This window comes from Ensifer sp. D2-11 (genome assembly GCF_054161295.1).
In genome coordinates this window covers 2,428,567-2,443,695 of sequence record NZ_CP096433.1, presented here as the reverse complement: position 1 = coordinate 2,443,695, position 15,129 = coordinate 2,428,567, and the positions used below count along the sequence as shown (strand labels likewise).

Annotated in this window: 13 protein-coding genes; 5 read left to right on the top strand and 8 right to left on the bottom strand. The window is 63.3% G+C overall.

Annotated elements, in window-relative coordinates; all coding sequences use genetic code 11:
* Positions 1-105: 105 nt before the first annotated feature.
* From M1D34_RS11795 to M1D34_RS11775, 5 genes are all read right to left on the bottom strand, one after another.
* Positions 106-1,479 (bottom strand): glutamate--cysteine ligase, encoded by a 1,374-nt coding sequence (locus tag M1D34_RS11795; RefSeq protein WP_028010423.1) that lies wholly within the window; start codon positions 1,477-1,479, stop codon positions 106-108.
* 137 nt (positions 1,480-1,616) lie between these two features.
* The gene (locus M1D34_RS11790) at positions 1,617-2,354 is read right to left on the bottom strand and encodes a 16S rRNA (uracil(1498)-N(3))-methyltransferase (protein ID WP_498779153.1); all 738 of its coding nucleotides are present in this window, start codon (positions 2,352-2,354) and stop codon (positions 1,617-1,619) included.
* Between the two features lie 15 nt (positions 2,355-2,369).
* The gene (locus tag M1D34_RS11785; protein WP_003527228.1) at positions 2,370-3,875 is read right to left on the bottom strand and encodes an inorganic phosphate transporter; all 1,506 of its coding nucleotides are present in this window, start codon (positions 3,873-3,875) and stop codon (positions 2,370-2,372) included.
* Between the two features lie 182 nt (positions 3,876-4,057).
* Entirely contained in the window at positions 4,058-4,564 is a 507-nt protein-coding gene (locus M1D34_RS11780) for an NUDIX hydrolase (RefSeq protein WP_498779151.1), read from the bottom strand.
* A gap of 276 nt (positions 4,565-4,840) precedes the next feature.
* A complete protein-coding gene (locus M1D34_RS11775; protein WP_187292983.1) occupies positions 4,841-5,632 on the bottom strand; it encodes a FadR/GntR family transcriptional regulator in 792 nt (263 codons plus the stop codon).
* Positions 5,633-5,846: 214 nt separating this feature from the next.
* On the opposite strand from M1D34_RS11775, the gene M1D34_RS11770 reads away from it, so the two are divergent.
* Positions 5,847-7,115 carry a DUF3422 family protein gene (locus M1D34_RS11770; protein WP_010968806.1) on the top strand — a complete coding sequence of 423 codons (1,269 nt, stop codon included), beginning with the start codon at positions 5,847-5,849 and terminating at the stop codon, positions 7,113-7,115.
* Position 7,116: 1 nt separating this feature from the next.
* Here the strand turns inward: M1D34_RS11770 and M1D34_RS11765 are convergent, their stop codons facing one another.
* Complete coding sequence (locus M1D34_RS11765; protein WP_015007215.1) at positions 7,117-8,013, bottom strand: LysR family transcriptional regulator; 897 nt, start codon at positions 8,011-8,013, stop codon at positions 7,117-7,119.
* A gap of 199 nt (positions 8,014-8,212) precedes the next feature.
* Between M1D34_RS11765 and M1D34_RS11760 the strand changes: the two genes are divergently transcribed.
* From M1D34_RS11760 to glcF, 3 genes are all read left to right on the top strand, one after another.
* Positions 8,213-9,652, top strand: coding sequence for an FAD-linked oxidase C-terminal domain-containing protein (locus tag M1D34_RS11760; RefSeq protein WP_498779149.1), 1,440 nt, complete (start codon positions 8,213-8,215; stop codon positions 9,650-9,652).
* Complete coding sequence (gene glcE, locus M1D34_RS11755; RefSeq protein WP_498779148.1) at positions 9,649-10,866, top strand: glycolate oxidase subunit GlcE; 1,218 nt, start codon at positions 9,649-9,651, stop codon at positions 10,864-10,866. The genes M1D34_RS11760 and glcE overlap by 4 nt, the downstream gene beginning before the upstream one ends.
* A 62-nt stretch (positions 10,867-10,928) precedes the next feature.
* On the top strand, positions 10,929-12,293 hold the full coding sequence (gene glcF, locus M1D34_RS11750) for a glycolate oxidase subunit GlcF (protein WP_498779147.1): 1,365 nt from the start codon (positions 10,929-10,931) through the stop codon (positions 12,291-12,293).
* 229 nt (positions 12,294-12,522) lie between these two features.
* Here glcF and M1D34_RS11745 read toward each other — a convergent pair whose 3' ends face one another.
* Entirely contained in the window at positions 12,523-13,218 is a 696-nt protein-coding gene (locus M1D34_RS11745; protein ID WP_013844076.1) for a L,D-transpeptidase, read from the bottom strand.
* A 190-nt stretch (positions 13,219-13,408) separates the two neighbouring features.
* On the bottom strand, positions 13,409-14,149 hold the full coding sequence (locus M1D34_RS11740; RefSeq protein WP_003527245.1) for a L,D-transpeptidase: 741 nt from the start codon (positions 14,147-14,149) through the stop codon (positions 13,409-13,411).
* 285 nt (positions 14,150-14,434) lie between these two features.
* Here M1D34_RS11740 and M1D34_RS11735 point away from each other — a divergent pair, with 285 nt between their 5' ends.
* Complete coding sequence (locus tag M1D34_RS11735; RefSeq protein ID WP_015007218.1) at positions 14,435-15,070, top strand: DNA-3-methyladenine glycosylase I; 636 nt, start codon at positions 14,435-14,437, stop codon at positions 15,068-15,070.
* Positions 15,071-15,129 lie beyond the last annotated feature (59 nt).

Genomic DNA, 15,129 nt, shown 5'->3' with positions numbered 1-15,129 from the left:
TTGCACTATAACGGGAATTGGAGGGCTGGAAACCGCTTTTTCGAAAGCGCCGGACGGGGGCGGAACGAGCCTGTCCGCGGCGCTCCGTCCGGATAAAGGGTCCGCTCAGTATTGGTAGTCGGCGAAAACCGGTTCGACCGATTCGTTCCAGCGGCCGTGATAGAGCGAGAGCATGTCTTCCGCGAGCGTCGCCTTCTTCGCCAGCACTTCGTCAAGCGGTGCCAGGAACTGGCTTTCGTCGATGCCGTCGCCGTTCAGCCGGTTGCGGCGCTTGAGACCGTTGCGCGAAATGGTGAGAACCTCGCGTGCGACATCGAAGAGCGACCTCGACCGGAATTCGGCCGCGAGCGCTTTTGCGGGCACGGCATCTCTGAGTGCCAGGACCTCTTCGTAACCCCAGTCGCGGGTCAATTCCTCGGCCGCCGACAGGGCCTCGTCATCGTAGAGCAGGCCCACCCAGAACGCCGGCAGGGCGCAGATCCGCCGCCACGGACCACCGTCTGCCCCGCGCATTTCCAGGAAACGCTTCAGACGGACGTCGGGAAAGAGGGTCGACAGATGATTGGTCCAGTCGCCCATCGTCGGCTGCCATTCGGCGATTTCGCCCTTCAGCGCCCCGTTCATGAACTGGCGGAAGGTGACATGGGTGCAGTCATGATAATGCCCGCCGCGGACGACGAAATACATGGGAACGTCGAGCGCCCATTCCACGTAGTCGCTGAAGCCGAAGTCCGGCTTGAAGGCCGTCGGCAACAGGCCCGAGCGCTGGTTGTCGGTATCGCGCCAGATGTCTCCCCGCCAGGAAAGCAGCCCGTTCGGCTTACCTTCGGTGAAGGGGGAGCTTGCAAAGAGGGCGGTGGCGAGCGGCTGCAGCTTCAGGGAGACCTGCATCTTCCGCCGCATATCCTCTTCCGAGGAGAAGTCGAGGTTAACCTGGATCGTGCAGGTGCGATACATCATGTCGAGGCCCTTGCTGCCCACCTTGGGCATGTAGCGCGTCATGATGGCGTAGCGCGACTTCGGCATGCGCGGCGTCTCGGCGAAGCTCCATTTCGGACTGCCGCCGATGCCGAGGAAACGGATGCCGAGCGGTTCGGCGATTTCTCGAAGCACTGCCAGGTGCTGGTTGGATTCCTTGCAGGTCTGATGGAGGTTCTCGAGCGGCGCGCCGGAAAGCTCGAATTGCCCTCCCGGCTCGAGCGAGATCGCTCCATTGCCCGAGGGCTCGGCAAGGCCGATGACATTCCCCTCGTCCATGATCGGCTCCCAGCCGTTCCTTTCGGCCATACCGTTCAGGAGCGCCTGGATGCTGGCATCGCCGAAATAGGGCACCGGGCTGTTGTCCGCCTTGAAGAAGGCGAACTTCTCATGTTCGGTGCCGATCCGGAACTTTTCCTTCGGCTTCGATCCCGATGCCAGATAGGCGGTCAGTTCAGCGACAGAGGTAACCGGCGTCTGGTCGGTAGTGTCTCGGGCCATGTTCGTCTTCTTTGCCTGGGGCGGCTCCTGCGGGGTCAGCAGGATCGGATGGAGTGCTTGAACCGTAATCAAGTGCGGCGCAAGTCAATTTCTTTCAAGATGCCCTCAAAAAAACTAGGGGCAAGCGGATGGACGGCTCATCGCCAGTCGCCGAGCGTCGCCTGAATGACGGCCATCGCAGCCACTGCCGCGGTATCGGCGCGCAGGATGCGCGGCCCGAGAGGGATCGCCGTCACGAAGTCACGGCTCCGCAACAGGTCCCGCTCCGCCTCCGAAAAGCCGCCCTCCGGCCCGATCAGGAGCGCCAGCCGGCGTTCGGCAATTCCCTCGAGGATGGGCAGTGGATTCTGGCTGTCGTTTCCCTCGTCGCAGAAGACGATGCGCCGGTCGCGCGGCCAGTCCACGAGGAGGTCCTCGAGCTTGCGCGGTTCCTCGACTGCCGGAATGCCGAGCACGCCGCATTGCTCGGCCGCTTCGATGACATTGGCGCGGACGCGTTCGAGGCTGCCGATCTTGCCCTGGACATGCTGCGTCATGACCGGCTGCAGAACGCCGGCACCCATCTCCACCGCCTTCTGCACGAGATAGTCGAGCCGCCCTACCCTGAGAGGCGCAAACAGGTAGACGAGATCGCAAGGGGCGGGCTGAGGGCGCGTCTGCTCGACCGCGACGAGAACCGCCTGCTTGCGCGACGGCATGGCTATCTCCGCCCGCCATTCGCCGTCCCGGCCGTTGAAGACCAGAAGCGATGAGCCTTCACCGAGGCGCAGGACGTTGATGAGATAGTTGAACTGCTCCCTGGTGGTTTCGTGTTTCGCTCCGGCGTGGAGCGGGTTCTCGATGAACAGTCGCTGCATGCGGAAATTGGCGCGCATCGGAAACGGTACCTTCTAGAGAAACAGGCCGGAGAGGACGAGATAGAGGAAGGCCGAGAGCAGCGCCGACACGGGGACCGTGATGACCCAGGCGGCGACGATCGTCAGGAAGTGGGAGCGCCGCACCAGGCGCCGGCGACGCACTTCCGCAAAATTCGTCTCGCCCTTTTCCATGAATTCGGTCTGGCCCGTCTTGCGCCGGACATATTCGAGCCGCCGTTGCGAGTGGCGCGTGTACCACTCGCGAAAGAAGCCGACGCCGAAGACGGCGCCCACCGCCGTGTGGGTGGAACTGATCGGCAGGCCGAGAGCCGAGGCAAGCAGAACCGTCACGGCGGTCGCAAGCGCCACGCAGAAGGCGCGCATCGGATTGAGGCGCGTGATCTCCTCGCCGACGACACGGATCAGCAGCGGACCGTAGAGCAGAAGACCCACCGAGATGCCGAGTGCGCCGATGAGGAGTACCCAGAAGGGGGCCTCCGAATCCGCGCTCGAGATCACGCCGTCGACGGCCGAGACGATCGCCGACAGCGGGCCGATCGCGTTCGATACGTCGTTTGCGCCATGGGCGAAGGACAGCAGGGCGGCCGAGAAGATGAGCGGCAGGCGGAACAGCTTGCGAAGCGACTGGTTGCGGTTTTCGAGACCTTCCGACTGGCGGTGGATCCACGGCTTCGACACTATGTAGCAAGCGATCCCGGCCAGCCCGCCGATCGACAGGCCGGTCGGAAGCGGGACAAAAGCCAGATGATCGATGGCAAAGACCGCGACATAGGCCGTGAACGAACCGGCGGTGACGCCGAGGACGACAGGCATCCAGCGCCGGGCGGCCGAGATCTTGTCATCGCGGTAGATGACGAACTCCTTGAGGAAGGCGAGGAAGAGTGCGGCAATGACCCCGCCGAGCACGGGCGAAATCGTCCAGCTCGCCGTGATGCCGGCGATCGCCCACCACTTGACGCTGGAAAGCCCGGCGGCGGCGACACCTGCGCCGATAATGCCGCCGATGAGCGAATGCGTCGTCGAAACGGGCGCACGCGAATAGGTCGCGATATTGATCCAGATCGCCGATGAGATAAGCGCCGACAGCATCACCCAGACCAGCCCTTCGGCGCCGACCAGCTGCGTGCCGTCGATGATCCCGGCCTCGATGGTCAGCGTGACCTTACGGCCGGCGATCAGCGCTCCGGCGATCTCGAACACCGCCGCAATCCCCAGCGCCACGGGCATCGATATCGCTTTTGCTCCGACCGCCGCTCCGACGTTGTTGGTGACGTCGTTGGCGCCGATGTTCATCGCCATGTAGCCCGCGACCGCCGCAGCCGCCACCACCACGGCCGCACCGGAGGCGCCCGTGAAATAGCTCGCCGCGAAGCCCATGCTGAGGATCAGGAAGAGAGCGGCAAGCCCGGGAGCAGCCAACCTGCGCATGACGTGATGCGACGCTTCCTCGGCAAGGCTGAACTTGTCGAGATCCTTGTCGAGCGTCAGCTTTTCGAGGCGCGGTCGCGGCTTGGCCAATGGCTGTTCTCCAACTGTAATATTCGCCAGTAGCGGCACAAACGGGCGTATTCAAGAGGAATTGAAGAGGGGGGATGAAGGGTGGGTCGGGGCGTTACCCGATCCGGCATGTCGAAGCCTGCGGCGACCTTGCGTGTTCGACCAGTCGCCGGTGCAGATGCCGTGGGCTTCCGCCCTCGCCGTCAGTTGCTGGAGGCCTTGGGCCGCTGCTCCGGGTCGGGGTCGGCGCGTTTGCCGAAATCGAGGATAAGCTCTTTCAGCGAAGGCTCTGCAACGCGCTTTGCCGCCTCACGATAGTCGACCCACTCCAGCCGCCTGCTGCCTTTCTCCGGGAAGTTCTTGCAAAAATCCTCAACTTCGAGCGCATGCACCTGCACCTTGCAGGAGATCTCGAGGCCGTGATCCTTCCGCTTCTGATAAAAGTAGGCGCCGATGGCGGCCCTTTGCACCTTGCCCTTCACCCCGGCCTCCTCATAGGCCTCGCGCTCGGCGACCTCGTGCGCCTGCTTGCCCTGCATCGGCCACCCCTTGGGGATGACCCACCGGCCGGTGTCGCGGCTGGTGATCACCAGGATTTCCAGCGCATTCGTCTTCCTGGCAAGCCGATAGCACAGCGCCGCATACTGCATTCGCGCCGGGCGACGCAGCATGAGTTGCACATCAGAAGCGAGCCGGTGCAGAAAGTTCAAGATTCCCGATACTCCTCAACGAATCAGTGGTTGCCGCTGCGCGACCCGAGTATGAACCGTCGCATGCCGCTGTAAATGCGTTCGTCAAAACACGCCGCATTCATTCGGATTCATGCTCTTCCTTTTCGGGACCCATATATTAGCCAACTAACGCAAAGCGCGGAGTCGCGGTTCCGACAGAACCACTGCCCCATACGACCATATGTAGGAAATCGGCGGGAATTTTACCAAGGGGCACTCGCCATCCGTACTTTAGCGCTTGTCGCGCGCGACGGGTCAGGAACCGGAGCGATCGCGCTGCTGCAGGCGCAGACGGGCAATGCGCACCCACTCTCCGCTGCGCTCGGCCTCGCGCGCTGCCGTGGCGACGAAATCGATGTGGCTCTGCGCGGCTGTCTTAGCGGTTTGTGGATCGCCGACCATGATCGCCGCATAGATCGCCTCATGCTGCGCGAGAAGCTGGTCGCGCGCGCCGGGCGCGCCGAAGACGGAATTGCGGTGGAAGAAGATGCCTTGGGTCAGCAGCCTGTAACAGGCCCTGAGGGTGTGAAGCAGGATGATATTATGAGCGCTTTCGCCGATAGCATTGTGCAGTTCGATATCGGCTTCGAGCTCTTCGGCGAAATTGCCGCTTTTGTGCGCGGAGCGCATGCGCTCGATGACGCGGGTAAGAATGTCGCGGTCGAAGTCGGTTGCGCGGGTCGCCGCCAGTTCCGCCGTCAAGCCTTCGAGTTCGCGCCGGTATTCGAGATAGTCCTGCGTCGCCTTGTGGTGGCGTCCGATGAGCTCGATCAGGGGTTTGGAAAAGATCTGGCCGACCACGTCGGCGACGAACGTGCCGCCGCCATGCCGGCTCTCGACGAGACCGCGCGCCTCCAACTCCTTGAGCGCCTCACGCAGGATCGGCCGCGACACGTCGAAGCGCCTGGAGAGTTCTCGCTCGCCCGGCAAGCGATCGCCGTCGCGCAACACGCCCTCGAGGATCAGAAGCTCGATCTGCTGCACGACCTCGTCGGCCGTCCGGCTATGGCTGATGCGGGCATAGAGGTCGTCCTGGTTTTCGGTCACGGCCACGTCTCCCGGAGCGCCAAGGGCATTGTGCACAGGTTTCGCCGGCCTCCGCTTCCATTCGGCAATCTAACAGGGCCTATCAAGTGGTCAAATTGATTGTCCACTCTGCGGGTGTTGACAAAGATCGAACTGCGTCAAAGCGCCCTGTTCTTTTTACCTTATCCGTTGATAAGAAGGTGATGATGAACGCGTGAGGGGGAAGAAGCGCTTCATGCCAAAGGGCAGTTTTGCATTTCCGGTGGCGCCCTTGCGCGCCCAGGCACTCGGCGAGGTCCATTCACGGCCCTATGCACTGGTGACGACTCCGCGCGTCATCTTTCAACTCGCCTTCATGACGGAGGGCGGGTCGATCGTCGATCACGCCGTGATGTCCGAGTTGTCGCGCTCGCGCGGCATCGCCCCGCCCGGTCGCGACGCCAATCACCACGCGATCCCCTGGGGGCAGGGAACGCTGCGCTGGGAGCGGCACACGGAATTCTCCACCTATTTCTGGGACGCGCCCGCGCCGGAAAGCTTCGGCGGTGAGGTGCCGATCCATCCGTTCGGCGACGGTTTTTCGCCCCCGGGCTCGCTGATTTCCGGAATTCGTCTGGAAATCCGTCCCGATACGCCGGACACCCGCGAGGCCATCGGCGCCTTCGATCCCACGAGCCTCTGTTACAGCGAAACCAAGAATGGCCAGGCGGTGCTCGTGACCGACTTTCGCCAGAACGGCGACGGGCTGACCCAGGTGCTCGTTATCGATCGCGGCATGACGGAGGCGGGAACAGGCGCCCTGGTGCAGCGCCTGCTCGACATCGAGACCTACCGCACGCTCGCCATCCTCGGCCTGCCGCTTGCCCAGTCGCTGTCGCCGGAGATCCGCCGCACCGAGGACGGCCTGACGGCGGTGACGCAGCGCATGAAGGAAAACGTCCGCGAGGAGGCTGACGAGATGCTGGCGGAGATCACCCGCCTTGCCGCCGATCTCGAAGCGGGTGCCGCCCTCAGCCTTTATCGCTTCGGCGCCAGCCGCGCCTATTACGGCATTGTCCAGGAACGCATCCGCACGCTTTCCGAGACGCCGGTGCCCGGTTACGAGACGATCGGCACCTTCCTCGAGCGCAGGCTGGCGCCGGCAATGCGCACCTGTCAGTCGGTCGAGGAGCGGCAGGCGAACCTTTCGCGCAAGCTCGCCCGCGCTACGGCTCTCCTGAGAAGCTGGATCGACGTCGAACTGGAACGGCAGAACAGCGCCCTGTTGAATTCGATGGATCGCCGCGCCAAGCTGCAATTGCGCCTGCAGCAGACCGTCGAAGGACTGTCGGTGGCGGCGATCTCCTATTATGTCGTCGGGCTCTTCGGCTACCTCGCCAAGGCCGTCAGTCATGAAATACCCGTCGATCCAGGTCTCCTGACGGGCCTCGCCGTTCCCTTCGCGGTCGCCGGGGTCTGGCTGGTGGTGCGGCGCATTCGCCGGCATCACGACGAGCACGGATAGACTATTGCTCCCAGTAGGGCACCGGCCCGTAGAGTGCGGCGAGATAGTCGATGAACTGCCGCACCTTGGCCGGCAGGAATTGCCGGCTCGGATAGACCGCCGAAAGCGTCAGCTTGTGCGATCCTTCCCATTGCGGCAGCACCTGAACCAGTCGCCCCTCCCGAAGTTCCCTGCCGATATCCCAGGTGGAGCGCAGCGCGATGCCGGCGCCGGCAATCACCGCTTCGCGGATGATTTCCGACGAGTTGGTGACGAGCGGTCCCTCCGGCCGATAGGAGAGGCTGCCGTCGGGCCCCTCCAGCTTCCAGTTGTCGTTGTTGTGTGCCGGAAGGCAGATGTGCTTCGCGAGTTCGCCGATCTCCGTCGGCGCTCCATGACGGGCGACATAGCTCGGCGCTGCGCAGAGAAGCCGGCGCACCGGCGCGAGCTTGCGGGCGACGAGGCTCGAATCGCTGAGTTCGCCTATTCGGATGGCGAGGTCGAAGCCTTCTGCGACGATGTCGGTGAAATCGTCGGTCAGCACGATGTGCAGCTTCAGGTCGGGATGGTCCTTCATGAAACCGGTCAGATGCGGCGCGATGTGCATGCGGCCGAAGGAGGTCGGCGCGGAAATGCGCAGCGTCCCCTGGACCTGGGAGGAGCGGCCGGAGGCATAAGCCTCCGCCTCCTCGAGGCCGGCGAGAATGCCGAGAACCCGGTCATAGAAACCCTGGCCGGCCTCCGTCAGCGAAATCTGCCGCGTCGTGCGCTGCAGGAGCCGCGTGCCCAGCCTGTCTTCGAGCCGCTTGATGCGTTTGGAAATCACGGCTGCGGAAAAGCCGAGCGCGCGTCCCGCCGCCGACATACTGCCGGTCGACACCACCCGCGCGAAAATTTCGAGATCGCCTAGATTCGTCATCAATCCTGATCATTGTTTCCAAAGGCGAAAAGATCATTAACATTTGCCGGGTGTCCGTCCACCTCTATAAAAGGTTTGAGCGGGACGCACTGAGGTCATTGTTTGTGTATGTCCTTGTCTCAGATCCGCTGCACACTTTTGGGCGACATGCATTAGTGGTAAGCAAAAAATACCACTTTGCTGTGAATGGGAGGCGCTCATGCCGGAGACGATCGGCTTTCTGAAGCCAAGGCAGGCCGTGCTCGATCGTCGGCGGGAAATCGTCGCCGATCTTGCCGATCTGTTGCCGGAAGGCGGCCTCATCAGCGACGAGCGCGGCCTCAAGCCCTTCGAGACGGATGCGTTTATCGCCTATCGGCGGATGCCGCTCGCGGTCGTTCTTCCCGAGACGACGGAGCACGTGGCCGCGGTGCTCAAATATTGCAGCCGCTACGGCATTCCGATCGTGCCGCGGGGCGCCGGCACCTCGCTCTCCGGCGGCGCCATTCCTCAGGAGGACGCGATCGTCGTCGGTCTGTCGAAGATGTCGCGCACCCTGGATATCGACCTGTTCAACCGCACGGCGACGGTTCAGGCGGGCGTGACCAATCTCAATATTTCCGATGCGGTTTCGGCCGACGGCTTCTTCTATGCCCCGGATCCGAGTTCGCAGCTCGCCTGCACCATAGGCGGGAACATCGGGATGAATTCCGGCGGCGCGCACTGCCTGAAGTACGGGGTTACGACCAACAACCTTCTGGGCGTCAAGATGGTGCTTTTCGACGGCACCGTGATCGAACTCGGCGGCAAGGCGCTGGACGCGCCGGGATACGACCTGCTTGGGCTCGTCTGCGGTTCGGAGGGGCAGCTCGGCATCGTCACGGAAGCGACGGTGCGGCTGATTGCGAAGCCCGAAGGTGCGCGGCCCGTGCTCTTTGGGTTCGCCTCTTCCGAGTCCGCCGGCAGCTGCGTCGCCGATATCATCGGATCGGGCATCATCCCCGTCGCAATCGAATTCATGGACAAGCCGGCGATCGAGATCTGCGAGGCCTTTGCCCAGGCCGGCTATCCGCTCGACGTCGAAGCATTGCTGATCGTCGAAGTGGAAGGCTCCGAGGCTGAGATGGATGCGACGCTCGCCGGCATCATCGAGATCGCCCGCCGCCACGGCGTGATGACGATCAGGGAATCGCAGTCCGCTCTGGAAGCGGCACTGATCTGGAAGGGGCGTAAGTCGGCTTTTGGCGCAACCGGCCGGATTGCCGACTATATCTGCATGGACGGAACGGTGCCGCTGAGCCAGCTCTCCCATGTCTTGCGCCGGACCGGGGAGATCGTCGCCGGCTACGGCCTGCGGGTGGCGAATGTCTTCCATGCCGGCGACGGCAACATGCATCCGCTGATCCTCTACAACATCAACGATCCGGAGGAAGCTGCCCGCGCGGAAGCTGCCGGCAACGACATACTGAAGCTCTGCGTCGAGGCGGGCGGCTGCCTGACCGGGGAACACGGCGTCGGCATCGAGAAACGCGATCTGATGCTGCACCAGTACAGCAGGGCCGATCTCGGCCAGCAGATGGCGGCGCGCGCCGCCTTCGATCCGCAATGGCTTATGAACCCGTCGAAGGTTTTTCCGCTCGAAGGACGGCCCGCGGCATGATCGTCCATTTCGAACCGGCAAGCGAGGAGGGGATCGCGTCCGTCGTGCGTTCCGCGGCGGCCGAGCGCGTCACGCTTGCGGTGGTCGGCGGCGGCACGCGCGCAGGTCTCGGCAATCCCGTGCGTGCGGACAGAACCCTCTCGACCAGGCGCCTTTCCGGCATCGTCACCTATGACCCGGCCGAGATGACCATGAGTGCGCTTGCCGGAACGCCGCTCGCCGAGGTCGAGGCGGCACTGCACGCCAAGGGCCAGATGCTCTCCTTCGAACCCATGGACCATCGGCCGATTTTCGCAACGACGGGCGAACCGACGATCGGCGGGGTCTTCGCCGCCAATGTCTCCGGGCCTCGCCGCTACGTCGCCGGTGCCGCTCGCGACAACCTGCTCGGGGTGCGTTTCGTCAACGGCCGGGGAGAACTCATCAAGGCCGGCGGCCGGGTGATGAAGAACGTGACGGGGCTCGATCTCGTCAAGCTCATGGCGGGGTCCTACGGCACGCTCGGCATTCTGACCGAAGTCACCTTCAAGGTCCTGCCACTGCCGCCGGCGGCAGCGACCGTCGTCGTCTCCGGCCTGAACGATGCGGAAGCCGCCGCGGTGATGGCCGAGGCCATGGCGCAGCCGGTGGAGGTTTCGGGTGCGTCGCATCTGCCGGAAAGCGTGCGAAGCCGCTTTCTCGACGGTGCATTGCCGGATGGCGCCGCAACGGTGCTGCGCCTCGAAGGCCTCGCGGCATCCGTTGCCATTCGGGCGGAGAAGCTTGGCGAAAAACTATCGCGCTTCGGGCGGATATCGCAGCTCGACGAGGCGCAGACAAGAACCCTGTGGGCGGAAATCCGCGACGTAAAGCCCTATGCCGACGGCACCAGACGGCCTTTGTGGCGCATATCGGTCGCCCCTTCCGCGGGCCATCAGCTCGTCGCCGCATTGCGCCTGCAGACCGGCGTCGATGCCTTCTACGACTGGCAGGGCGGTCTGGTGTGGCTGCGCATGGAGGCAGACCCGGAGGCGGAACTGCTCCGCCGCTATATCGGCGCGGTCGGTGGCGGACATGCGGCGCTTCTGCGTGCCGGCGAGGAGGCGCGCGGCCGCATTCCGGCCTTTGAACCGCAGCCCCCGGCCGTGGCACGATTGTCGGAACGCATCCGCGCCCAATTCGACCCGTCGGGCATATTCAATCCGGGGCGCGCAGCAGCGTTGGTCCAGAACTAGGCGAAGCAGCCTTTCGCCATCGTGCGGTCTAAAAGATCGGCCTAAGACGAAGAGAATCGATCATGCGATTTCCGGCCAGCCCGACGGAGATCAAAGTGATCCAAAGGCCGCAAGGCGCCACATGGAGTACTCAGTTGCAGACCAACTTCTCCCCTGAGCAGCTCGCCGACCCGCATGTCGCCGAATCCGAAACGATCCTGCGCAAATGCGTGCATTGCGGTTTCTGCACGGCCACCTGTCCGACCTATGTGGTCCTCGGCGACGAACTCGACAGTCCGCGCGGGCGAATCTACCTGATCAAGGACATGCTCGAAAACGGCCGTGCGGCAGACAGCGAGACCGTCACCCATATCGACCGCTGTCTCTCGTGTCTTTCATGCCTCACCACCTGTCCTTCGGGCGTCGACTACATGCATCTCGTCGACCACGCCCGTGCCCATATCGAGAAGACCTATAAGCGGCCTTTCAAGGACCGGCTCGCCCGCTCCGTCATTGCCGCCACTCTTCCTTATCCGTCACGGTTCCGGCTGGCGCTCGGGGCTGCCGGTCTTGCGCGCCCGCTCGCCGGATTGCTGAAGAGGGTTCCCTTCCTCAGGTCCTTCGGCGTCATGCTCGATCTGGCGCCGAGCGCGCTGCCGGCAGCGCGTGGGGCAAAACCGGCTGTCTACGCGGCAAAGGGCACGCCGCGCGCCCGCGTTGCGCTTCTGACCGGCTGCGCGCAGCCGGTGCTGCGGCCGGAAATCAACGATGCGACCATCCGTCTGCTCACGGGCCAGGGGGTCGAGGTGGTCGTTTCGGCGGGAGAGGGCTGTTGCGGGGCGCTCGTCCATCACATGGGACGGGACGAGCAGGCACTGCAGGCTGCCCGGCACAACATCGATGTCTGGCTGAAGGCGGCGGAGGAGGATGGGCTCGACGCCATCATCATTACCGCATCCGGCTGCGGCACGACGATCAAGGATTACGGTCATATGCTGCGACTAGATCCGGCCTATGCGGAAAAGGCTGCGAGGGTTTCCGCGCTGGCCAAGGACGTCACCGAATATCTCGCGACCCTCGACCTGCCGGAGCAGGGGGCACGGAATCTCACCGTTGCCTACCACTCCGCTTGCTCGATGCAGCATGGACAGAAAATCACCTCGGCACCGAAGCAGCTCCTGAAACGGGCGGGCTTTTCGGTTCGCGAGCCGGCGGAGGGGCATCTCTGTTGCGGTTCGGCCGGAACCTACAACATCCTGCAGCCTGAGATCTCGGCGAAGCTGAAGGCGCGGAAGGTCAGAAATATAGAGGCGACCAAGCCTGAAGTGATCGCCACCGGGAATATCGGCTGCATCACGCAGATCGCCAGCGGCACGGAGATACCGATCCTGCACACGGTTGAGCTGCTCGACTGGGCCTATGGCGGACCGAAGCCGGCGGGGTTGTGACAGTCAGGGGGTGAGCAGGGCCCCCTCATCCGCCTGCCGGCACCTTCTCCCCGCAAGCGGTGCGAAGGGACTCGCTGCGCGCTCTACCTCCTCATCGGTGCGGGAGAATTGCTAGCGCAGCCACTTGTTCCTTCTCCCCGTCAGACGGGGAGAAGGTCGCGGCAGCGGGATGAGGGGCGTAAACCGGACGTCGAAGGAATCCTGCCGGTACGGCCCTCCCTTCCGGCCGTCAACCGCCGAAAATCGTACGGAAAATGTCGACGCCGCGATCGTCGAAATAGGTGTCGCCGGGCTTGCTGCCGGGGCCGATGACGACGACTTTCGTGCCGATGCCGGCGCGCTCATAGAGGTGTTCGACATCCTCGTTCATCATCCGGATGCAGCCCGAGGACATGTTCTGACCGATGGTCCAGGGCTGGTTGGTTCCGTGGATACGGAAGATCGTGTCGCGGCCGCCCTTGTAGAGATAGAGCGCGCGGGCGCCGAGGGGATTGTCGATGCCTCCGGGCTGGGTGATGGGCAGGATCCGACCCTTCGCTCTTTCTCGCACACGCATCTCGGCCGGCGGCGTCCAGCTCGGCCACTCGGCCTTTCGGCCAACCTTGACGACACCGGACCAGCCGAAACCGTCGCGGCCGACGCCGATGCCATAGCGCGTCGCCCGGTTCGGGCCATCGATGTAATAGAGATACTTGCTGTTGGTGTCGACGATGATGGTGCCGGGGGCCTCGTCCGTGCGGAAGCGCACCTTGGTGCGCCAATATCTCTGAGGTGGCTTCTTCTGCTTGGCGACCTGAATGATGTCGGAACGCTTTACGCCCGCGCCGGCAATATCGGCCGGGCTGAATGCCGAAGCGTTTGCGGAAATAAGAAGAGCAGCGGCCGCGACTGCAAGCGCGGCCATCCCCGTGACATGACGTCTCATTTACGATTCCCTCTGAACCCTCGTTGCAAGCAAGCCATGCGATTTAACCGCAAGTGGACGCCCGCGATACATTCTATAGTGCGGCGATTTCGGTAAGACTTGTATCTGAGGGAACATCTGTTGCTTCAAAACCACGTTTTTGGGAGTTGAAGAGAGAAAACGCGGAAGAAGTATTGTGCATCCATAGTCGCTATATCACGATGACTTTTGTGCCGACCTTCACCCTCTCATAAAGATCGACCACATCCTCGTTGCGCATGCGGATACAGCCGGAGGAAACGCCGTAGCCGATCGTCCAGGGTGCGTTGGTGCCGTGGATGCGATAGAGCGTCGAGCCTAGATACATGGCGCGAGCGCCGAGCGGATTCTCCGGGCCGCCGTCCATCCGGGCTGGCAGATAGTGACCCCGGGCTGCCTCGCGCGCGATCATTTCCTGCGGCGGCGTCCAGTTGGGCCACTCGGCCTTGCGCGTGATCCTGTGCTCTCCGGCCCATTCGAAGCCCGGCTTGCCGACGCCGACGCCGTAGCGCCGCGCCTCGCCGTTGCCGGTGACGAGATAGAGAAAGCGGTTGTTGGTGTCGATGACGATGGTCCCGGGCTTCTCCTTCGTCTCGTAAGCGATCATCTGCGGGAGGAACTGCGGATCGATTTGCGACTTTGCAGGCTTCTGCCTGCGCGCGATCGAGGCTGGCTGAACGGCTGCGTTGGCGGGGCGGCGGCTAAGCTCGCGCCGCTCAAGCCGCTTTCGGGTGGTCGTGGGAACCTGCTGGCGATAGACCACGCGCTCGCCCGTCAGCTGCATCACCCAGGGGGCGGTCAGATCCGGGCTGACGATGACGGGCGGACGGTTTTGATAACGGTCCTGCGCGCCTGCCACCCCGGAAAGGATCGAGAATAAGCATGCGGCAAGACAAAGGGATTTCTTGAGCATCGGACGGACTCGCTACTTGGCCGGAACAATCTGGAGGAGCCCGGGTGAGTTGTCCCGCCCAGGCCTTTCGTTCAATTCAGTGGGGCGGAGCTCGGGAAATCGCATGCGCGTTCCAGTGCTCCGGCAATGGCGCGATGCTCTCACCTGTCCGCAACCGAACGGTAAACGGCGCCGCGCTGAAGGGCGGCCGCGGCAATAAAGCTTTGGGTAGGGTTATTCGCCTCTTTATCGATGTGGTTTGCAAATGGTAAACGGAACAAAAGAGAAACGATGGAGAGAGGCGAAATGGCAGCCAGGGGCTTGATTACGGGGGACGACGGTCTTGATCGCTGTGCCTGGCACGGCAATCTGGAGGATTACCGCCGCTATCACGACGAAGAATGGGGCCGGCCGGTCGCCGACGATCACAGGTTGTTCGAAAAGATCTGCCTCGAAGGCTTTCAGTCGGGCCTCTCCTGGCTGACGATCCTGAGAAAGCGTGATGCGTTTCGCGCCGCATTTTCGGGCTTCGATTTCGACAAGGTCGCGGAGTTCGGCGAGGAGGACGTCGAGCGTTGCCTCGCCGATGCCGGCATCGTCCGCCATCGCGGCAAGATCGTCTCGACCATCAACAATGCCCGCCGCGCAAAGGAACTGCGTGCGGAATTCGGTTCACTGGCGGCCTATTTCTGGTCGCATGAGCCCGATGGAAGCGAGCGTCCGAAGACCGTCGACTTCGAGACACTCATCGCCAATCCGACGACGCCGGCCTCGGTGCGGATCTCGAAGGATCTGAAGAAGCGCGGCTGGACCTTTGTCGGCCCGACGACGGTCTATGCCTTCATGCAGGCGATGGGCCTCGTCAACGACCATATCGAGGGCTGCTTCTGCCGCGCGCCGATAGAGGACCTGCGCCGGCGCTTCGCACGTCCGGCGGCCTGATTGCCGCATCCGGTAAGGACATCGCCCTCCCCGTTCGATGGCTACGGCATGCACATATC

What these genes read in the sequence shown, in the direction of transcription:
- M1D34_RS11795 (WP_028010423.1), bottom strand. Translation starts at nt 1,479, where the DNA reads ATGGCCCGAGACACTACCGACCAGACGCCGGTTACCTCTGTCGCTGAA.
- M1D34_RS11790 (WP_498779153.1), bottom strand. Translation starts at nt 2,354, where the DNA reads ATGCGCGCCAATTTCCGCATGCAGCGACTGTTCATCGAGAACCCGCTC.
- M1D34_RS11770 (WP_010968806.1), top strand. Translation starts at nt 5,847, where the DNA reads ATGCCAAAGGGCAGTTTTGCATTTCCGGTGGCGCCCTTGCGCGCCCAG.
- M1D34_RS11765 (WP_015007215.1), bottom strand. Translation starts at nt 8,013, where the DNA reads ATGACGAATCTAGGCGATCTCGAAATTTTCGCGCGGGTGGTGTCGACC.
- M1D34_RS11760 (WP_498779149.1), top strand. Translation starts at nt 8,213, where the DNA reads ATGCCGGAGACGATCGGCTTTCTGAAGCCAAGGCAGGCCGTGCTCGAT.
- glcE (WP_498779148.1), top strand. Translation starts at nt 9,649, where the DNA reads ATGATCGTCCATTTCGAACCGGCAAGCGAGGAGGGGATCGCGTCCGTC.
- glcF (WP_498779147.1), top strand. Translation starts at nt 10,929, where the DNA reads ATGCGATTTCCGGCCAGCCCGACGGAGATCAAAGTGATCCAAAGGCCG.
- M1D34_RS11745 (WP_013844076.1), bottom strand. Translation starts at nt 13,218, where the DNA reads ATGAGACGTCATGTCACGGGGATGGCCGCGCTTGCAGTCGCGGCCGCT.
- M1D34_RS11740 (WP_003527245.1), bottom strand. Translation starts at nt 14,149, where the DNA reads ATGCTCAAGAAATCCCTTTGTCTTGCCGCATGCTTATTCTCGATCCTT.
- M1D34_RS11735 (WP_015007218.1), top strand. Translation starts at nt 14,435, where the DNA reads ATGGCAGCCAGGGGCTTGATTACGGGGGACGACGGTCTTGATCGCTGT.